General features: G+C 60.1%; 16 protein-coding genes. 6 read left to right on the top strand and 10 right to left on the bottom strand.

Annotated features, from left to right (window positions below; all coding sequences use genetic code 11):
- Positions 1-21: 21 nt before the first annotated feature.
- The 4 genes from AC244_RS27720 to AC244_RS27705 form a co-directional block, all read right to left on the bottom strand.
- Entirely contained in the window at positions 22-1,671 is a 1,650-nt protein-coding gene (locus AC244_RS27720; RefSeq protein WP_053252042.1) for a dipeptide ABC transporter ATP-binding protein, read from the bottom strand.
- Positions 1,668-2,552 (bottom strand): ABC transporter permease, encoded by an 885-nt coding sequence (locus AC244_RS27715; protein ID WP_053252041.1) that lies wholly within the window; start codon positions 2,550-2,552, stop codon positions 1,668-1,670. Before AC244_RS27715 ends, AC244_RS27720 begins: the two co-directional genes overlap by 4 nt.
- On the bottom strand, positions 2,549-3,493 hold the full coding sequence (locus tag AC244_RS27710) for an ABC transporter permease (RefSeq protein ID WP_053252040.1): 945 nt from the start codon (positions 3,491-3,493) through the stop codon (positions 2,549-2,551). Before AC244_RS27710 ends, AC244_RS27715 begins: the two co-directional genes overlap by 4 nt.
- A gap of 80 nt (positions 3,494-3,573) precedes the next feature.
- A complete protein-coding gene (locus AC244_RS27705) occupies positions 3,574-5,214 on the bottom strand; it encodes a TIGR04028 family ABC transporter substrate-binding protein (RefSeq protein ID WP_053252039.1) in 1,641 nt (546 codons plus the stop codon).
- A gap of 309 nt (positions 5,215-5,523) precedes the next feature.
- On the opposite strand from AC244_RS27705, the gene galE reads away from it, so the two are divergent.
- Entirely contained in the window at positions 5,524-6,510 is a 987-nt protein-coding gene (galE, locus tag AC244_RS27700; RefSeq protein WP_053252038.1) for a UDP-glucose 4-epimerase GalE, read from the top strand.
- Positions 6,511-6,550: 40 nt separating this feature from the next.
- Here the strand turns inward: galE and AC244_RS27695 are convergent, their stop codons facing one another.
- The 4 genes from AC244_RS27695 to AC244_RS27680 form a co-directional block, all read right to left on the bottom strand.
- Positions 6,551-7,552 carry an acyltransferase family protein gene (locus AC244_RS27695; RefSeq protein ID WP_053252081.1) on the bottom strand — a complete coding sequence of 334 codons (1,002 nt, stop codon included), beginning with the start codon at positions 7,550-7,552 and terminating at the stop codon, positions 6,551-6,553.
- 14 nt (positions 7,553-7,566) lie between these two features.
- Complete coding sequence (locus AC244_RS27690; protein ID WP_053252037.1) at positions 7,567-8,850, bottom strand: O-antigen ligase family protein; 1,284 nt, start codon at positions 8,848-8,850, stop codon at positions 7,567-7,569.
- Between the two features lie 111 nt (positions 8,851-8,961).
- Positions 8,962-10,164, bottom strand: a complete 1,203-nt coding sequence (locus tag AC244_RS27685; RefSeq protein ID WP_321166237.1) for a polysaccharide biosynthesis/export family protein — start codon at positions 10,162-10,164, stop codon at positions 8,962-8,964.
- A 145-nt stretch (positions 10,165-10,309) separates the two neighbouring features.
- Positions 10,310-10,990, bottom strand: a complete 681-nt coding sequence (locus AC244_RS27680; RefSeq protein WP_053252035.1) for a sugar transferase — start codon at positions 10,988-10,990, stop codon at positions 10,310-10,312.
- A 782-nt stretch (positions 10,991-11,772) separates the two neighbouring features.
- Between AC244_RS27680 and AC244_RS27675 the strand changes: the two genes are divergently transcribed.
- Complete coding sequence (locus AC244_RS27675) at positions 11,773-12,057, top strand: exopolysaccharide production repressor protein (protein WP_053252034.1); 285 nt, start codon at positions 11,773-11,775, stop codon at positions 12,055-12,057.
- A 152-nt stretch (positions 12,058-12,209) separates the two neighbouring features.
- Positions 12,210-13,229 (top strand): glycosyltransferase family 2 protein, encoded by a 1,020-nt coding sequence (locus tag AC244_RS27670; RefSeq protein WP_053252080.1) that lies wholly within the window; start codon positions 12,210-12,212, stop codon positions 13,227-13,229.
- 47 nt (positions 13,230-13,276) lie between these two features.
- Here AC244_RS27670 and AC244_RS27665 read toward each other — a convergent pair whose 3' ends face one another.
- Both AC244_RS27665 and AC244_RS27660 read right to left on the bottom strand, forming a co-directional pair.
- Positions 13,277-14,227 (bottom strand): polysaccharide pyruvyl transferase family protein, encoded by a 951-nt coding sequence (locus AC244_RS27665; RefSeq protein WP_053252033.1) that lies wholly within the window; start codon positions 14,225-14,227, stop codon positions 13,277-13,279.
- Positions 14,228-14,311: 84 nt separating this feature from the next.
- Complete coding sequence (locus AC244_RS27660; RefSeq protein ID WP_053252032.1) at positions 14,312-15,277, bottom strand: glycosyltransferase family 2 protein; 966 nt, start codon at positions 15,275-15,277, stop codon at positions 14,312-14,314.
- 124 nt (positions 15,278-15,401) lie between these two features.
- On the opposite strand from AC244_RS27660, the gene AC244_RS27655 reads away from it, so the two are divergent.
- From AC244_RS27655 to AC244_RS27645, 3 genes are all read left to right on the top strand, one after another.
- On the top strand, positions 15,402-16,886 hold the full coding sequence (locus AC244_RS27655; protein WP_053252079.1) for a lipopolysaccharide biosynthesis protein: 1,485 nt from the start codon (positions 15,402-15,404) through the stop codon (positions 16,884-16,886).
- A gap of 411 nt (positions 16,887-17,297) precedes the next feature.
- Complete coding sequence (locus AC244_RS27650) at positions 17,298-18,413, top strand: acyltransferase family protein (protein ID WP_053252031.1); 1,116 nt, start codon at positions 17,298-17,300, stop codon at positions 18,411-18,413.
- A 2-nt stretch (positions 18,414-18,415) separates the two neighbouring features.
- On the top strand, positions 18,416-19,198 hold the full coding sequence (locus AC244_RS27645; RefSeq protein WP_152976124.1) for a glycoside hydrolase family 16 protein: 783 nt from the start codon (positions 18,416-18,418) through the stop codon (positions 19,196-19,198).
- Positions 19,199-19,202: the final 4 nt, after the last annotated feature.

Here is a 19,202-nt window from a genome sequence, read left to right as displayed (position 1 = left end):
CTGTCATTCATTCCCGCGTCGTTAGACCAGGGCTGCTCGTTTTTGCCCGGGGATGGCGTTGATGAGTTCACGGGTGTAGTCGCTGCCCGGTCGTTCGAAGACGTCCTCGACCGTTCCTCCGTCGACCAGACGTCCGTCCTTCAGCACGGATATCGTATCGGAGATCTGCCGCACGACCGCGAGGTCATGAGACACGAACAAGTAGGTCAGCCCGAGATCGCGCTGGAGTTCATCCAAAAGATCGAGGATGCGGGCCTGCACCGTCACGTCGAGGGCCGAGACCGCCTCGTCGAGGACGACGACGTCGGGATCGAGCACGAGTGCGCGTGCGATAGCCACGCGTTGCCGTTGGCCGCCTGAAAGTGCATGCGGACGGCGACTGAGGGCCGCCTCCGGCAGGCCGACGCGGTTGAGGATCGCCCGGACCTTCTCTTCGCGTGCCGGGCGGGCGAGCCTTCCAAAATTCAGCAACGGCTCGGCAACGATATCGAACACCGCCTGACGTGGATCGAGCGAACCATAGGGGTTCTGGTAGACAAGCTGGATCTTGCGCCTGAACTGACGCAGTGTTTCGCCGCGAAGCTGCGAGAGATCGGTGCCATCGATCTCGATGCTGCCCGCTGTCGGCTTCTGAAACCCGACGATAGCGCGAATGGTCGTGGTCTTACCGGAACCGGATTCGCCGACGATGGAATGGGTCGTGCCGCGGCGGACCCGGAAACTGAGACCGTCGACGGCACGAAACGATTTTCCATCGCCGTCCGACCGCACGAAGTCCTGCACAAGGCCTTCAACGATAACGACATCGTCGTCTGAAGGTACGGGCTTTTCACGCGCGGTCGCCGGTGCTTTGCGGGCAACGGCCGAGAACGACGGCGCGTCGACAATCAACTGCCGGGTGTAGGCGCTGCGCGGCGCGGCAAGCACGACCTTAGTCGCCCCAAGCTCCTGAATCCGCCCGCCCTGCAACACGACAAGCCGGTCGGCGCGGTCAGCGGCAACGCCAAGGTCGTGCGTGACGAGCAGCACCGATGTGCCGTACTCAGTGCGCAATTCGTCGATCAGGTCGAGGATGCGTTTCTGGACCGTGACATCGAGCGCACTTGTCGGCTCGTCGGCGATGATGAGCTGCGGCTTCAGCGCGATCGCGATGGCAATCAGCACGCGCTGGCGCATGCCGCCAGAAAGCTCATGCGGATATTGCCGCGCCCTGAGCGCAGGCTCGCTCAGCCCGACGCGCTCTAGAAGCGAAATCACCTGGGGTTCGACGTCGCGACCGCTTGCGGCGCCATGGATCCGAAGAATCTCGCCAACCTGCGCCCCGATCGTCTTGACGGGATTGAGCGAGCTTGCCGGGTCCTGCGGCACCAGACTGATCTTGGCGCCCCGCACCGTATCGAGCTGACGATCCGACCAACGCGAAATGTCCGTGCCGTTGAGCTTGATATTGCCGCCTTCGATACGGCCGTTGGCCGAGAGCAAACCGATGATCGACTGCGCCGTCGTCGTCTTGCCGGAGCCGGATTCCCCCACGAGCGCCACCACCTCGCCGGGTTCGATCCGGAACGAAACATCGTGCACGACCCGGCGATGGGCTACGCCGTCATTGTAGGAGATCGACAGGTTCTCGATCTCGAGCACCGGCGGATATGGGGTGATCGAGCTGTTCATGCTGGCACCTTGCCGAAGGATTGGCTGACGCGATTGGCCGCCAGAACCACCAGAACGACGATGACACCAGGCGCGGTCGTCAGCCACCAGGCCGTCGAGATGTAGTTGCGGCCTTCTGCAATCAGCAGCCCCCACTCGGGCGTCGGCGGCGGTGCGCCATAGCCCAGGAACCCGAGCGTCGAGATCTGCAGCACCGCCGACCCGAAATGCAAAGCGGCAATGGCCAGGACCGAGGTCAGCGAGTTCGGCAACACATGCCGCCGAAGAACCGAGGTGAAGGTGCCGCCGCTGCCGAAAGCCGCCTCGACATAATCGCTGCGCCGGACACGAACCACTTCCGAGCGCGCCAGACGGGCGAAGCCGGCAACCGAAGTGAGGCCAACGGCAATCGCCGCATTGACCGTGCCGAAGCCGAGCAGAATGATGATGCTGAGAGACAGGAGCAAGGGCGGGATCGACAGCAAAACGTCGACAAGCCGCATGATCGCATCGTCAACCCGGCGCCGGACCGAACCCGCAACAACTCCGAGGCCGGTACCGATGACAAGACCAAGGGCAACGGCGACGAAGGCGCCCGTCAGCGAATGGACCGCACCATAGACAATGCGGGCGTAGAGATCGCGCCCGAGCGCGTCAGTGCCGAGCAGATGGCTGGCATCCGGCCGCCGCAGCTGTTCGCCGCCGACTCCTTCGAGCGGGTTGTAGCTGGTGAAAAGTGATGGTGCGACCGCCCATAGGAAGGCGATAGCCAAGACCAGCCAGGACAGCGCGAGACCCGGCGGCAATCGGCGGATGAGAAGGGGCAGCGACAAGCGCCTGCCCGCCCCGTGCCCCCGCCCTGGCGCGATGATGTCGTCGTGGACGGTGTCGAAGGTGGTCATGCCGTGGCTCCTGCTTTTGTTCGAAGACGCGGATCGAGCACAGGAAAGAGCAGATCCACGATGAGATTGATGATGACGAAGGCGAGCGCCGAGAGCACGACGATCGCCTGGAGCACGGCGGCGTCCTGGCTGCCGACAGCCCTTTCCGTCAGCCCTCCGATGCCGTTGAGGCCGAAGACCGTCTCGGTGACGACCGCGCCGGCGATGAGTTCGCCGAAGAGCACGCCGGCGATGGTGAGCGTCGGCAGGAGTGCGTTCTTGGCAACGTGCCGCCACAGGACCCAGTGGCGGGTCGCGCCCTTGGCGCGGGCAACGGCGACGAAGGGTCGTGTGAGCACGTCGTCGATGTTGCGCACCAGCACCTGGGCAAGCGGCGCGGCGATTGGCACCGCCAGCGTGATGACCGGCAAGATCAGTTCCTGCCAGGGGCCGGGATTGATCACCGGCACGAGTTTCAGGCGAAAGGAGAAGATCTGGATGAGCATGATGCCGAGCCAGAAGGTCGGGATCGAGATGAAAAGCGACGGCACGGACTGGATCGCGCCACGGAGCCAGGCGAAGGGCGTGAGGCTCGACACGAAGGCGATGGCAACGGCAAAGACAGCGGCAAGAATGAAGCCGAGGGATGCGAGTTTGAGCGTCGCCGGCAGGTGGGCGGCAAGCATCGTGCTGACCGGAACGCCCGCCTGAACAGAGTAACCGAAGTTGCCGGTGAGAAAGCGGCCGATCGTCTGGAGATACTGCACCCAGATGGCACTGTCGGCCGCATAGGACGCCCGGATATCGGCGATCTGTTGCGGGTTGAGCCCGAGTTCCGGGTTCTGAAACTTGATAAGGACGGCATCACCGGGCATCGCCTGAAGCAACACGAAAGAGATGGTGAAAGCCGCCCATAGGACGAACAACGCCTGCCCCAGGCGATTGAGCAAATATCCGGACATTCGCCGTTCCTCTGCTTGGTCTCATTGCGAGGCCGGCCACGGCAATGCGCGTGGCCGGGAGGTCGGTGCCAGTGTCAGTATCAGTGTTCGGCAAGCCAGGTGCTGTAGAAGCTCGGTCGGCCGACCGCCTCGAAGGCGATACCCTGGACGTAAGGAGCACCGGCGAAGGCTTGCGGCTCCTCGAAGATCGGAATTGCATAGGCCTGGTCGACGACGTAGTCCTGAACCTCACCGGCAATCGTCAGCCGCTTTTCACGATCAGGCTCAGAGGCAAGCGCCTCGAGCAGGCCGTTCAGCTTGTCGTCGGCAAAGCTCTGGACCTTGTCGCTCTGTCCGCCCTTCTGGCGCAAAACGTCGCGGTTCTTCGGATAGTATTGGCTCTTGATCACATCAGGGTCGGCGCGCCCCACCATGGCCGGCGAAACCGGCGTCTTCAGCGGGTCGAGATCGTCGACGATCCTGCTGCCGCTGTCACCGGCAAGGACGGTCAGCTTGACGCCAAGCTTGCCCCATTGCTGGGCGACGAGCTGCAGCGTTTCCTTGTTCTGAGGCTGCGGCAGGGATTCATAGGCCGTCAGCACCAGTTCCTTGCCATCCTTCTGGCGCAGACCATTGGCACCGACCGTCCAGCCGGCTTCATTAAGAAGAGCTTTCGCCTTTTCCGGATCGAAGGCGAGCTTTGCCGAAATATCGCGGTAGCCGAGCGCCGTTGAGGCGATGATCGATGTGGCCTGAGGGTAGTTGGCGGAAAACAGGGTCGTGACGATTTCCTTAGTATCGGTCGCGTGCAGCAGCGCCTTGCGCACTTTGACGTCGGCGACCAGCGGATTGTCGGGCCGGAAGACGACACTGTTGTTCACACCACGGGTCGAAGGCGCGTAGATCTGGTAATCCTGTGCCTCGACCTGCTTTTCGTCATAGGCCTGGACCTGCCGGATGAAGTCGGCCTGGCCAGCCAGCAGAGCGCCGATGCGCACGCTGTCTTCGCCGGTGATGATGTATTTGATGCCATCGAGATAGGCCCGGCCTTGATGCTCCAACTTCGCCGGTCCCCAGGCGTATTCTTCGCGCACCTTAAGGTTCAGCTCCTTGCCGATCGTCTCGCTGTCGACGACGAACGGACCGGAGCCGATGATCTTGGTGGCGTCGCCCAGTTGTTCGAACGGAAGCGCCAGCGTGCTTGCGGCGACGAGACCCGAGCCGATCACCGACGTGCCCTGCAGGAAGCCTGGCGACGGCTTCTTGAAGTAAAATTTGACCGTCAGCGGATCGATGACTTCGCTGCGCTCATAGTTGTTGATCACTTCAGAGACCGGCTGTTTCAGCGCTTTGTTGCCGAGCCCGAAGACGTCGTAGTTCTTCGCGACGGCTGCAGCATCGAGCGGCGTGCCGTCGGAGAAGGTGACGCCCGGCCGGATCTTGAAGGTGTACTCGGTCGCCTCGGCATTGACCGTCCAGGATTCTGCGATCCACGGCTCGATTTCGAGCGTCTTCGGGTTCTGGTAGGTCAGCTTGTCGGTGATCTGATTGAGAATGCCGCCATTCGGGTAAAAGCCGCCGGCCGGCGGATAGAGATTGGTATGGGCCTGCTGCTCGAGATAGATCAGCGTCCCGCCCTTGACCGGGTCGCCTGCCCCCTCTGCAAAAGCGCCGGGCAGGAAAAAGCCGGAGGCGGTCAGTGTCGCCAGCGTCAGCGCGAGCCGTTTCAGTTTCGTCGTCATGGGAGCCTTCCTCTAGATGTCTGAAGGCTATCGTACGACCAAGCGCCGGCTTATCAACTAAATCTAGTAAATTAATATGCTATATGTTTCAAGCGAAGGGAAAGAAGCATCCCCGTCGCCGAGCCGCTGGAGATATTTCTCCCGAAGCCGCTTCCTTGCCTTCTTTTGGTGGTCTCAAGCGGCATGCGGATCATGGCGCGGAAAGAGCGTGCACTAACTCGCGCGAAATGCTTCACGAGCCATTGACAATTTGGCCATTGTTCATTGAAAACTTTGCCAATTCCTTCCAAGCCCGAGATTGAGATATTCATGACAAATAACAAGGTTCTTGTCGTCGGCGGCGCCGGCTATATCGGCTCGCACACGTGCCTTCAGCTTGCGTCCAAGGGATTCGAACCCGTGGTCTACGACAATCTGTCGAACGGCCATGAGGAGTTCGTCAAATGGGGTGTTCTGGAAAAGGGTGACATCCGCGACCGCCAGCGCCTCGATGAGGTGCTTGCACGCCACAAGCCGCGGGCAATCCTGCATTTCGCCGCGATGATCGAGGTCGGTGAATCCGTCAAGGACCCGGTCTCCTTCTACGACAACAACGTCATCGGGACCTTGACCCTTCTGTCGGCGGCACTTTCCGCCGGCATCGAAGCCTTCGTGTTTTCGTCGACCTGCGCCACCTACGGCCTGCCGGAAAGCGTGCCGATCGACGAACAGCACCGCCAGGCGCCGATCAACCCCTATGGGCGCACGAAGTGGGTCTGCGAGCAGGCACTGAAGGATTATGGCCAGTACAAGGGGCTGCGCTCGGTCATCCTGCGTTATTTCAACGCCGCCGGCGCCGACCCGGAAGGGCGGATCGGCGAGTGGCACGAACCTGAGACCCATGCGATCCCGCTGGCGATCGATGCCGCCCTTGGCCGCCGCGACAGCTTCAAGGTCTTTGGCACGGACTATGACACCCGCGACGGCACCTGCGTGCGTGACTATATCCACGTCCTCGACCTTGCCGACGCCCATGTGCGCGCCGTCGAATACCTGCTTGAAGGCGGCAACAGCGTCGAACTCAATCTCGGTACGGGTACCGGCACGACGGTGAAGGAACTGCTGAACGCGATCGCCGATGTCTCCGGTCGCAACTTCGGCATCGATTATGTCGATCGTCGCGAAGGAGATTCGACCACGCTTGTCGCCAACAATGACAAGGCCCGCGAAGTGCTCGGTTGGGAGCCGCAATATGACCTGGCGGCGATCACGCGCACGGCCTGGAACTGGCATTCCCGCCGCAACCAGGGCGCCTGACATCAGGCGCTTCGGCTGACCGCATACTTGGCTTAGATGGTCAGGATGCCTGACGTACCCGGTTCAGAGGCAATCTGGAGCGGGTGCGCCGAATGAGCGGACGCTCGAGCATGAGATAGGCTGCGACGCCGGCAAGCGTGCCTGCGGCTAGTGCGCAGAGTAGAGTCAACACTGAGTCCAGACCCATCATCGCAGCCCCCTTAACGACGACCGATATGGCGAAGGTGTGCCAGAGGTAGATCGAATAGGAGGCATCGCCGAGCAGGGTTGGCAACGCCCATTTCTGAAACCGGCCGTCGGCTTCAAGCGCAAGGGTGCCGACGACAAGCATGACCGCCAGCGGCCCCAATATCTTCTCGTCAAATGGCAGGCGCAACACGGCCAGAGCTGCAAATCCGGCCAGTGCTCCAAGGAAGAGTACGATGCCGAGCCGCGATCCAACGACCCTGCCCCGCAACCAGAATTCAGCGACGATCATGCCGGCGACGAATTCCAGGATGACTGGGCGGGTGTAGGTCAAGAGAAGCGGGTTTTCGGTATCGATCGCAAGGCCGAGCAACACCAGCACCAGAAACAATGCCGCCATCATCGGCAGCCGGCGATGTCTTGGCAGGATTAACGATGCCGCGAAGACGACATAGAAAAACAGCTCGAAATTGAGTGTCCAGCCTTGCACGAGCACCGGCCAGATCTCGCCACTGCTCGGCGAGCGTGCAGGAATGAACATCAGGGATGCGAGGATATGTTCGGCCGTCAGCACGAGGTTCGGGAAGAGACCCGCAACGCCTCCCCCGATCATCACCACGGTGGCGAGCCAATAGATCGGCGCGATCCGGCGCAGCCGCTCCTTGAGGAAGGAAAGCGGAGCGACCGGGCGACGGTCACTGATCACCCACATGATAAAGCCGCTGATGACAAAGAAGACGTCGACGCCGGCAGCCCCGATCGCGAAGTGATGGCCCGTCCTCTCGGCCGCGTGAAACAGCACGACCCCCAGCGCCGCAAGCGCGCGCAGGTACTGTATGCCGTGGATGGTTTTCATCGGCGCAGGCGTCATCAAAACCTCAGCTGCGGATGGTGGCTTGCCAGCACCCTGCCCTCAGCGAGGCGGCGCTCGCTGACGACGCGCCGGCCCTGCCTGATCGTCAGCTTGCCGGCTGCGAAGTAGAGCAAGAAGGAGCCGACGTGATAGGGATTCATGATGTCGATCTCGACAAACGCCCGTACGAAAAGCAGCATGGCCACACCGAAGAGCACCGAGGACTCCGTGTGATGGTCATAGGCCAGCAACCGTTTGATATGGCCGAAGACGGTGACCAGAAGTACGGTGCAAAGGAGCACGAGCCCAATCGCACCGGTCTCCACCATCGCCTCGATGAAGGTGTTGTGGAAATGGAAGCCTGAGCGGGTCGCGATGAAAAACTCCTCCCAGAGGCGCTCTGGTTCCGAGAAGCCCTGAACCCAATAGGCCTGGTAGCCCACGCCGACAAAAGGCGATGACAGCGCAGCCCCTATCCCCTGCTGCCAAAGATAGGTTCGTCCGGTGAGCGTGGAATCCTTGCCGAAGAGGCCGAGAACAAGATCGACGCCACCGCCGTAGACCGCGGCGATAGCGGTTACGCCACCGACGACAACAGCGGCCAGGAACAATCCCTTGCGATGGCCAGGTGACAGCATGCCGACGGCGCGCATGCCGAGCCAACAGCCAACGATGGCGACGGCCGTCAGAACCGACGTCGCCGATTGCGAGGCAAACAGCGAATAGGCGGATATCAGCCCCACGACCCCAGCGACGCCGAGCCAAAGCCTGCGTTCACCGAGCGCGACGGGCGCGATGAAGGCGAAGTAGATCCCGAGAGACGCGTAAAAGCCAAGCTGGTTCTTCGACGCAAAGGCACCGACGAAGCTAAAAGTGCCGTCCAGCGGATCGAGGTGATAGACGCCGAACAGCAGCGAATAGATGAGCACAATGCCGACACCCGCCAATGCGCCGTGCACGAGCGTCCGGATGTCGATCGTGCGCATGGCAACCAAGGCGCAAATGACATGGGAGAGATATTGAATCCCGGTCCTTGCGGTCATCCCAGGTGCTGCCGACCAGAAGACGGACAGGCAGGCAAAGACCGCAAAGGCGAGGATCCAGATGTATTTGCCGTAATTGCCGAGCACCCTTCGATAGTCGACGAGGACCAGCGGCAGCCACAGCGCGTAGTAGACGAGGATCGACGCCTGCCCAAACCGAGAGGAATAGGCAAAGACGAAGAACGATATCGCCAGCGCAAACGTACCGTAGGCCTGGTTCCCACCAGGAGAAACGAGGCTTGCCTTGGAAATCCTCATCGCTATCCCTCAGAGCGTTTCCGGTTTAAACGGAGTTACAGAAACGCTCTATCTCTTTGTTTCTACGCATTTCCTGACGGAAAACCGCTTCGCACTTTTCCTGGAAATGCTCTAGCGCATGGCCAGGTTGGCTTCGACCTTGATCACATCGCCTGGCAGCACCGGCGTGTTCTCGTCGGCCGCGATCTGCTGCGCCTTGCCGTCCTTCTCGCGGACGATCGAATAGCTGACGACAGCCTCCGACGTGTTGTCCTTGGTCTGCGCCGCTTCGGCCGATTGCAACAGCGCCTCGGTCATGAGGTCGCGACTGGTGCCAAGCTTGATCGCGAGCGTATCGAGCTCGGCTTCGGTGTTTTGCAGGTCCTGGGCAAGCTGGGCGTCCCAGTCGTTGCGCAGGTTGGTGTCGTCCTGGGTTGCTTTGCTGACATCCTGTTTTGCCTTCAAGGATGCCGTGTCGATATCGAGAACGGCCGCCTGCAGCTCGGCCACGCGCTGCTCCAGTGCGAGCTTGCGCGCACTCAGCGCCAGTCCCTTTTCTGCAAGTCCCTCGATCTTGTCCCGGTCCTCGATCACCAGATCCAATTGACGGTTCTGGGTTTCCGACTTTTTCGCCAGCGCCTGGATTTCGTTTTCGAGCAGCGATTTGAGATCGGCAAGCGACGCCAGCTGGCGCTTTTGCCTCTTGTCGCGCGAGACCATCAACGCCGCCTCGCTTTCGAGCAGCCCGGCGACGTCAGGCGCGTCCTTGAGTTCCTTCGGCAGCTCGATCTTGTCCTTGCCGGCGATCTCCGCCTGCAGGCGCGCGCGTCGGATCAGCAGCCGGTTGCGCTCGGAAACCTGCACGCTCGAATCTCCACGGGCATTGATATAGTCGCGTGCAAAGCGCTGGCCGCTCTCCGAACGCCTCAAGCCGCCGCCAAGGCTGATGGCCTTGAGGACCGTCAGGTTCGGCGCGAAAGGGTATTCGCCGGGCTTCTGAATCTCCCCGGCAAGATAGACCGGACGGTACTGGGCGAGTTCGACGGAAGCCGAAGGCCGGTCACGCAGGCCGAACAGCGTCTGCATCTTGACGCCGATCGCCTCGCTCATCTCATTCGTCGTCTTGCCGGCCGCCGGCAAGTCGCCGATGAAGGGGATGGAAACCATACCGGAGGCACCGACGGTATATTCGCCGCTCACCACCGACCAGTCGCGCACCGCGCCTTCGGCTGTTTGCCATTCGGCCACGCGGATCTTCAACTTGTCCATGACACCGAGATGGTACTCGTCGGCATGAACAGGCAGTGCGCCGAACACTGTTATGGCCGCCAGCATGGCGACCTTTAGGGAATACGGCTTGGGGAGGGAGATACGCGATCTCCCTTTGGCAATTTGATGTTTCATTACAGTTTCCCGGTTGCTGGTCGCTCGCGCCGGCGTCCGACGACTGAGGTCGTCAGGCTCCGTGGCGCAGCGTTCGTCAGTAGCTGCCGCGAGAAAAGCAGACTGCGGGGATTGTCTTGACGACGATGGAGAAGTCGCGGATCAGCGACCAGTTCTGGACATAATGCGTGTCGAAGGCAACGCGGGTGGCATAGGAAACGTCATTCCTGCCGCTGATCTGCCAAAGGCCCGTCAGGCCCGGGCGGGACTGCAGATAGAACACAGCTGCCGCATCGTAGAGTTCAAGTTCGTCTTCGACGACGGGGCGCGGGCCGACGATGCTCATTTCGCCACGGATGATGTTGATGAGCTGCGGCAGCTCGTCGAGGCTGAGTTTGCGCAGCACGCTGCCGACGACGGTCACCCGCGGGTCGTCCTGCAGCTTGCGTGTTGCACGCCATTCCTCGTAGGCGGCCGGATTGTTGCGGAGATATTCCTGCAAGATCCGATCCCCGTCCGCCCGCATCGTGCGGAACTTCAGGCAGCGGAATGAGCGGCCATTATGGCCGATACGGCGGTGCCCGTAAAAAACGGAACCGCCGTCGGAAAACTTGACGAGCATCATCAAGAGCAGGAAGAGCGGACTGAGAAAGACAAGAGCCAGCGACGCGGTGAAGATGTCGAAGCCACGCTTCGAGATTCCTCCTACCGGACGATATGCTCCCGACTCTGCGGTACTGAAAAACGGCGAATTGGCCGATCGAGTCGCAGACTTCATAGAGAAGACTCCATTTACGTTGGCGATTGGTCGGTCCCCTTGGGGCGCACTCGTATCCAAGAATGAGTGTATGGTTAGATTTTGCTTTTTAAAGGCGAAATGATGACCGACGCCGCGCCCACCGCTCGCGAACGTATATCATTGATTGCGAATATGTAATATTTCCTCGTGAACGAAGATCATCTATTCATTGAAGACCAAGTGGCTTCCAGTCGATCTCAATGTAGTTTCCGGATAATCGGAAATTACTCATGAACAAATGCACCATACCTTCAACCAAGGATGTTTGCTTTCCTCTTGCGCCGGAATATTTTCGCCTTTCGTAAATTGAGATCCGTCAAATTCTCCGATGTATTTTGCAATGCAGCATTCTTTTGCACTGCACGCACAAAACGTTCACAAACGCGAATCTTGTAACAAAAGTTGATAATGAAGGCGGATCGAAGGCCAACCTCGAGACGAACGAAACAAGGCGAAACCCACAGAGGGTGGAATATGGGACGGCATATTGCGTCCTGTTCAGTTTCGCCCACCCTCAATATGGTCGGGTTCAAACCGATTCCCTGGGTGCGCTCCCCTGCGTGCAATCAACGGAATTTGATTGGCAGCCGCCTGTTCTAAAGGCGACATAAACATTTTAGGGGCTATAGCGGCTTATATTGCATCTGCGGTTATTGTCGGTTGAACCGAGGGATAACCGCCAATATATTGAACCTCTGTGGTGGGAAGGGCCTTAGCTCCGATGGAGACACCAACAACAGACCCGATGGCTAGGTAGCGCGATGTTCGCACCCCGCGTCTTTGCGAGCATGATCGGCGCTTTGACGGTGTTTGCCATCGTCACCTATCTGCTGAACGGTTCGCTTACCTCGACCCTTATTCAAACCTTGATCTGCGCCGTCCTGATGCAGATTGGCTATTTCTTGGCTGTCGTTTTTCTCGTCTGGAAGAAGGCCCGCGAACGCGACAGGCAGGCAGCCGAGAACGCACGCGCAAAGAGCGACGAAAAGCAGGCGGGTAAGGTTTCAACGGGGCGCTTGAACAGGCCAGGCCACTTCAACCCCTGACGCGCGATAAACTGCCTCCCACCCCATCGGCGGTGCCATCAACAAAAATGTCAACGTTTTGACGCGGTTGCGACATGATCCCGTTGCATCGTGCGGCGCGCCGGCAGGCAATACCGATGCCGGAAATGCCCGACGTAACGCTGGAGGCCACAATGACCGCAGCTGCAAGGATGGACGTTTGTGTCATCATCGCCGCAAAAAATGCCGCCGAAACGATCGCAAGGGCCGTCGGTTCGGCCCTGGCCGAGCCCGAGACCGCCGAGGTCATCGTCATCGACGATGGTTCGACCGACACGACCGCATCGGCCGCCCTGTCCGTTGCCGACGACACCGGACGGCTGAACATCGTGCGCTTCGAGAAGAATAGAGGACCGGCTGCAGCACGAAACCACGCGATCTCCATCAGCCGCTCGCCTATCCTCGCCATCCTCGATGCCGATGATTTCTTTCTGCCCGGCAGACTTGGCCGGCTTCTTGAGGTTCCTGATTGGGATTTCGTCGCCGACAACATCGCCTTTATGGACGAGACGGCCGCCGCTGATGCAGCGGATGAAGTGGACCGGTTCCAACCGGAGCCTCGCCTTCTTGATCTCACCGGCTTCGTTGAGGGTAACATCTCGCGCCGCGGCGTCAGGCGGGGTGAGATCGGTTTTCTCAAACCCCTCATGCGCCGTGAGTTTCTTTCCACCCATCAACTCGCCTACAACGAGACCCTCCGTCTGGGCGAAGATTACGACCTTTATCTACGAGCGCTTGCCAAGGGCGCGCGCTACAAGATCATCCACAGCTGCGGCTATGCGGCCATCGTACGTGGCAATTCGCTAAGCGGCAGTCACCGCACCGAAGACCTGAAGAGGCTTTATGAGGCCGACCAGGCCATCCTCGCGGACAATCAATTGAGTGCAGAAGCGGCGGCCGTGATCCGCCGGCACGAACGCCATATTCGTGGGCGCTACGAACATCGACATTTTCTCGACCTGAAACGCGAGGGCGGCCCGATCGCTGCCGTCACCTACCTGCTCGGCAAGCCGGCGGCAGTTCCGGCAGTAGCCGGTGGGATCTTCGCGGATAAGACCGAACGCATGACACGGAGCAGACCCGATGCCCCGGCGGCGCTCGGCGGCTCGGGACGGCTGCGCTACCTGCTGCCAGCTTCCGCCGATCTGGGCTAATCGCCAGTGAAACGGCGCCCATTGGGGGCGCCGTTTCACGTCTACGTTCAGAGATAGTCGCGACGAACCGTATCGAGGACATCGCGGAAGCGCGCCTTGCGCTCGGCAAGAACACGGTCTTCACTCAGCTGCGGCTCGGCTCTGCTTGCCTGCCACAATGCCAGCGTCGACGGCGCCGCCAAAAGCTGCTTGGCCGCTCCGCGTAGAAACGTTTGCTTAGGCTGCGTCGCGGCGACGACCAAGTCTCCATCGATCTGCCGCCTATTCGGATCTTCGCCATAGGTTTCCGGTATGTCGAACCCCATGCCCCAGAACCGGGTGCCCTTGATCATCGCTTCGGCCCGGCTCGAAACCGGGATATGGCGAGGGCGGTAGGTCACCCCGACCGTGCGGGCCCAATCGTTCCACTTGAAGCTGTTGATGCTGTTCGATGTCGAGACCGCTACCCACGGAACGCGAAAGGCGTCGGCCAAGATCGCACCATGCATCGATTCCGCCACGATCAGCTCTGACTGGGCGATCTCCCGGATGACGGTTCCGGCCTCGCCGCGTGGGTCGATATAGTGAAGGCCGACCGTGCCGCAGGTCGTCGGCCACATGCCGGCAATCGCACTCTCCCAGTGCGGGACGAAGCTGCGCTTGTGGATCTTGGGCAAGTTCTGGAACTCGGGCATCTCGGCAACCATCACGGCCGGATCGATAATACCGCGTTCGGGCTCGATGCCGACCTTTTCGGCTGTCAGTGGACCGCGCACACTGCGAATGTCCCATTCCGCGGTATCGCGCATATCCGGAAGCGTCCCGTAGCCAAAGCCACTGCCGAGCACCAGTTTTCGCATGCCGTCGGGCAATAACGCTCGATTGAGCACCGTACCGACGCCGACGAGCAGGATGTCGTCATGGCTGTCGCGGAAACCAGGCAAGAGGAAATCCCAGAGCCAAAGATTGAGGTCGTCTCCGAAATTTCCGTGATGTGATTCCCAGTAATAGGGCTTCATAAGCGGTCCCTTCTCTCAAATAAAAATGTGTCCGGCGCCGCAAGCGGCGGATCTGTTCCCTCCTGAGGGATGCTGTCTTCGTGATTAGCGTTGCGGTGATAGTTTGCCGACGGCCAGTTCGAGGGCGCTTTGCAGCAATTTCGGATCGCGCCACACCCAGCGCGCAAGCAGCCTGAACTGTGGTGCCTGTTTGCGGCGCAGCCGCCGTGCCTGACTCCACAATGCCTGGCGGCGGGCCGTGTGCTGGTAGGAACGGATCGAGGCGATTTCCGACGGCCGGCGCGAAAACCGGCTCTCGAGCGTTTCAAGCGCCACGAAGGTGTTGAACTGCTGTTGGAGAAACTCCGGCGAATCGTTGTCGATCGAATGGAAGATATTGATGCCCTCGCCACGTTCGGCGCCGGCCGCATCGCAAAGCACCACCCGACGGGACGACAGCACGCAATCGCAGAAGAACAGCACGTCCTCGGCCGCCAGCCGCAGTGCGGCGTCGAAGCGGATGGTCTGAAACAGCGAGCGCCCGATCACCATGCAGGACAGATGCAGGAAGCTCCAGTTCCTCAACATCACGTTGGAAAGATCAGGAATTTCCACCACCAGCGGGCTCTCCTGCAACCGGATGCAGGTATCGCTCTTCAAGAGATCGGCGACGCCGAAATGATAGTAGAACGCATCGCCTCCCGATATCGACGCCCAATAACAATCGGCGTCGAATCGCGTCAGGCTTTGATAGGCATTCCTCAGGTGATCTGGCGTCCAGATGTCGTCAGAATCGAGGAACGCCACGTACTCCGTGTCCTGGGGAACATGGTCGAGCCCGGTGTTACGCGCGCCGCCTGGCCCTTGGTTGGATTGGCGCACAATAGCGATGCGCTCGCGTATGCCTTCGCCGAGCGGCGCAAGTTCCTCATCGATCGGATAAGGAGATTGATCGTCGACCACCAAAACATGGAAGTCCTGAAATGTCTGGGCGAAGACGGACGCCAGCGCCCGCCGAAGGATGCCCGGCTCCTTCTGGTAGTAAGGGATAATAATCGTCAGCTTTGCCATCTTTTCGCCCCTGCGGTTTCTCTACAAAGAGTCTTGCGTGGTCTCCTCCCACCGGGTCGCGGCCGTATGTCTATCGCTTGTCCTTTGTCACTCATCCTTTCAAAGGGCTCACGGGATGTTCGCCATGCCCTCAACCGTCAATGCCAAATCCGTCACCCGTAACGTCGGCTGGAGCGTGCTCTCAAAGACAGGCACATTCGGGCTGAAATTTGTCACCGTGCCCATTCTGGCGCGTATCCTGACGCCCGAAGAGTTCGGAACGGTCGCCGTCGCGCTCACCGTCGTGCAATTTCTTGCGATGATCGGCGGCGCCGGTCTGGCCTCCGCGCTGATCATTCAGCGCGACGAGGAAATGGAACTCGTCCATTCCGCATTCTGGGCGAATCTAGCGATTTCCTTGCTGATGGCGCTTGGCCTTTTTGTCTTTGCCGCACCGCTCGCAACGATGTTGGGCGCGCCAGAAGCTGCCTATCTCCTTGAGATTATGAGCCTGCTCATTCCGCTGCAGCTTGGCGGCGATGTCGCCTATGCGCTTCTGGCCCGGCGCATGAATTTCAGCAAGGATGCCGCCTGGAGCATGATTTCGGAGACGCTCGGCGCTCTGGTGGCGGTTGCCATGGCACTCGCCGGCTTCGGTGTCTGGTCGCTCCTGGGGCAACTCTTCGTATCGGCGTTGATCCGCCTCGCCGGCCTTTATGCCGTTTCCGGTTATGTGCCGAGGCTAGTCTTCTCGTTTCGACGCGTCTGGGCCTTGAGCCGCTTCAGTTTCGGAATGATGGGCTCCGAGATCGCCAATTTCATTACCTTCCAGTCGCCAATGGTGGTGATTTCCCGCTATCTCGGTCTTTCCGATGCGGGCGCCTATTCCGCCGCCAACCGCTTCTCCAGCATTCCCAACCAGATCGTGCTCTCGGCGGTGATGGGCGTGCTTTTCCCCGCCTTCAGCCATATGGGCGAGGATCGTGAGCGCCGGTCGCAGGCGTTGATTCTGAGCACGCAGGTCACCACCGTGCTGCTGGCTCCGATGATGTTCGGGCTGTGGGCGCTCGCCGAACCGGCGATGCTCGTCCTCTTCGGCAGCCAATGGGCGGCGGCCTGGCCGGTTCTCGGCCTGCTCGCTCTTTCCAAGGGCATTCTCACCCCTTGCAGCACCTATGTGCCCTATCTCAAGGGTATCGGCCAGGGTACGGTCCTGTTCTGGTGGGCTGTGATCCGGGCAATCATCACCACCGGGGCGGTTGCCTATGCGGCAATCAACGGCTCTCTGATCGACGCGATGATTGCTCTTTGCATCGTCAACGTTCTGACCTTGGTCGGATATTCATGGGTGGTCTTCCGGGCAGATCGTATGCCGTTCGTGAGAGGCTTCTTCGTCTCGACCAGGCCCATGTTTGCAGCCTTTGCCATGGCGCTTGCCGTGCGTTTTCTCCTTGAGCGCTTCGGTTCCCTCGTCCCGAACGCGATCTTGCAAGTGCTGGTCGGGGCCGCGATCGGCGGTCTCATCTACCTCATTCTGATGGTTCTGACGGAGCGGCAATTGCTCTTGAAACTGCATCGGATGGTCCGGCAGCGCGGCGCAGTGGGTGCCACGCCGGAACCCGCGGAATGATAGGGGTTGGCGACGTGGACAGTGCCTTACACTCGCCGCAATTCCCGCCGCCGGTGGCAAAAAACGTCGAATTGACAATGGTCAACGAAAAAAAAAGCTACAATCTTTGCTGGTTTTTTATTTCGATCTATTCAACCAAAGACTTCGGCATATGAGCATATAAGCATATGCCGCAACATGCGACAACCGGTGGGCTTTTAAGGACTGCTGCGGTGATTTCGCCATCGATCTGAGGTGAATTCGAAATGTGGCGAATGCTGCATCGCAGCAAAACATGGCTGATTCTTTTGTTGCAGCGCCATATTTTTATCCACGCCCCTGCCCTAGCTTAATCGATGCGGGCTCTAGTCTGCTCTGTTGAAACGGCGCCGAAAATGGCGCTGGCAGATAGGAGTGACGGACATCGTGGCTATGGACGCGAACATTTCCTCGCGGATCAATCTGATGCGCATCATGCTGATCTCGGGCATCGTCTTCGTGCATGTTCCGCATGATCCGCAGACGAGCCCGTTCCTGGGAACCTATGGGTTCCTGGACTGGCTGCGCGTGTTTCTGGGCGACAGCCTGTTTCGTGTTGGCGTTCCCTGCCTCAGTGCGATCTCGGGCTATCTGCTGTTCCGCCGGGGTCTGGACACGTTCGACTACAAGAAGACGCTTCGAACCAAAGCGCGCACGGTGCTGCTCCCCTTCCTCCTGTGGAACCTGGCCTTTCTGGCACTCGTCTATTTTGCGCAGCTCAAAAATATCGGCTTCGGCTACCTTCCGGGTGTGGTCAATGCCACGCCACGGGAATGGCTGAGCCTCGCCTTTGCGCTCGAGGCGCTGCCGATCAACGTTCCACTCTACTTTCTGCGCGATCTGTTGCTATGCATCCTGCTGTCGCCATTGCTGGCCTGGCTGATCAAGCGTTATCCGCTGCAAACCCTTGGCGTTCTGCTCGCCTATGCGGTGTTCCCGCTGCCGAATGGTATATTCCTGAAGAAATCGATCCTCTTCGGTTTCTGCACCGGTATCTATGTCAGCCTGCACCGTATCGACGCCAAGCTGCTCGACCCCTACGCCCGATCGATCGCCGCCATTTTCCTGGCTGCTGCCGTCGCGCTCTCGATCGTTCTCTACCAGACCGGTCCGGAGTTCCCTGTCTGGGTCGATATGCTGCGCAGCCTGACAGCACTTTCCGGCATCATCGGTTCCTGGGCCGTTTCAGCACTTCTCGTGCGCACCCGGTTCGGTGAACGCTTTGCGCGCGCCGGTGGCCTCAGCTTCTGGATCTTCTGTGCCCATTATCCCCTGCTCATCTTTTTCTGGATGGCCTGGAACCGCACCGAAATCACTGACTATCGCCTGTTCTACTTCACGATCCCGTTCATCACGATCGTCATCCTCGTTGTCGCGCATGGCCTCGCCAAGCGCGTGGCACCGGGATTCACCGCCGTCCTGACCGGCAGCCGCACCGGCCCCTCCCAAGCCGATGCGCGCCCGGACACGGGCCGTCGCTCCGATTACTCGCCACAGCAAAGGACCTGACCATGAGATCGATCCGACCTCACCGCCTCGCCCTGCTCACATGTCTCGCCGCCGGCCTTGCCGGCTCCGCAATGGCACAGGAAGGTGCCACCGGCACATCGTTCCTGGACAACTTCGACACGCTCGACACTGGCCACTGGTATGTTTCGGATGGCTGGAACAACGGGCCGCACCAAAACTGCACCTGGTCCAAGGAGCAGGCGGTGGTCGTTGACGGCATCCTTGAGCTGAAGTTCGAGGAGGGCAAGACGGGCGAACGCAACTATGCCTGCGGCGAAGTCCAGACCCGCAAGCGCTTCGGCTATGGCACCTACGAAGCCCGCATCAAGGCCGCCGACGGATCGGGGCTGAATTCGGCCTTCTTCACCTATATCGGCCCTGCCGACAAAAAGCCGCATGACGAGATCGACTTCGAAGTGCTCGGCAAGAACCCGGCAAAGGTGCAGCTCAATCAATATGTGTCGGCCAAGGGCAGCAACGAGAAGCTCGCCGACGTACCGGGCGGCGCCAATCAAGGGTTCAACGACTACGCCTTCGTCTGGGAGAAGGAGCGGATCCGCTATTACGTCAATGGCGAGTTGGTCCACGAAGTGACCGATCCCGCCAAGATCCCGACCAACGCCCAGAAGATCTTCTTCAGCCTGTGGGGCACCGACACGCTCAGCGATTGGATGGGCACGTTCGCCTACAAGGGGCCGACGGCGTTGCAGGTCGACCGGATCGCCTTCACCGCACCTGATGACAAGTGCCAGTTCGCTGAATCCATCGCCTGCAAATTGAACTGAGGAC

Source organism: Ensifer adhaerens (assembly GCF_001270265.1).
GTDB classification, from domain to species: Bacteria; Pseudomonadota; Alphaproteobacteria; order Rhizobiales; family Rhizobiaceae; genus Ensifer; species Ensifer adhaerens_B.
Note: the sequence above shows the minus strand (reverse complement) of the source record. Positions and strands in the feature narration are given on the sequence as shown.

Coding starts and splice junctions, on each gene's coding strand:
- AC244_RS27720 (WP_053252042.1), bottom strand. CDS start 1,671: ATGAACAGCTCGATCACCCCATATCCGCCGGTGCTCGAGATCGAGAAC.
- AC244_RS27715 (WP_053252041.1), bottom strand. CDS start 2,552: ATGACCACCTTCGACACCGTCCACGACGACATCATCGCGCCAGGGCGG.
- AC244_RS27710 (WP_053252040.1), bottom strand. CDS start 3,493: ATGTCCGGATATTTGCTCAATCGCCTGGGGCAGGCGTTGTTCGTCCTA.
- AC244_RS27705 (WP_053252039.1), bottom strand. CDS start 5,214: ATGACGACGAAACTGAAACGGCTCGCGCTGACGCTGGCGACACTGACC.
- galE (WP_053252038.1), top strand. CDS start 5,524: ATGACAAATAACAAGGTTCTTGTCGTCGGCGGCGCCGGCTATATCGGC.
- AC244_RS27695 (WP_053252081.1), bottom strand. CDS start 7,552: ATGAAAACCATCCACGGCATACAGTACCTGCGCGCGCTTGCGGCGCTG.
- AC244_RS27690 (WP_053252037.1), bottom strand. CDS start 8,850: ATGAGGATTTCCAAGGCAAGCCTCGTTTCTCCTGGTGGGAACCAGGCC.
- AC244_RS27685 (WP_321166237.1), bottom strand. CDS start 10,164: ATGCTGGCGGCCATAACAGTGTTCGGCGCACTGCCTGTTCATGCCGAC.
- AC244_RS27680 (WP_053252035.1), bottom strand. CDS start 10,990: ATGAAGTCTGCGACTCGATCGGCCAATTCGCCGTTTTTCAGTACCGCA.
- AC244_RS27675 (WP_053252034.1), top strand. CDS start 11,773: ATGTTCGCACCCCGCGTCTTTGCGAGCATGATCGGCGCTTTGACGGTG.
- AC244_RS27670 (WP_053252080.1), top strand. CDS start 12,210: ATGACCGCAGCTGCAAGGATGGACGTTTGTGTCATCATCGCCGCAAAA.
- AC244_RS27665 (WP_053252033.1), bottom strand. CDS start 14,227: ATGAAGCCCTATTACTGGGAATCACATCACGGAAATTTCGGAGACGAC.
- AC244_RS27660 (WP_053252032.1), bottom strand. CDS start 15,277: ATGGCAAAGCTGACGATTATTATCCCTTACTACCAGAAGGAGCCGGGC.
- AC244_RS27655 (WP_053252079.1), top strand. CDS start 15,402: ATGCCCTCAACCGTCAATGCCAAATCCGTCACCCGTAACGTCGGCTGG.
- AC244_RS27650 (WP_053252031.1), top strand. CDS start 17,298: ATGGACGCGAACATTTCCTCGCGGATCAATCTGATGCGCATCATGCTG.
- AC244_RS27645 (WP_152976124.1), top strand. CDS start 18,416: ATGAGATCGATCCGACCTCACCGCCTCGCCCTGCTCACATGTCTCGCC.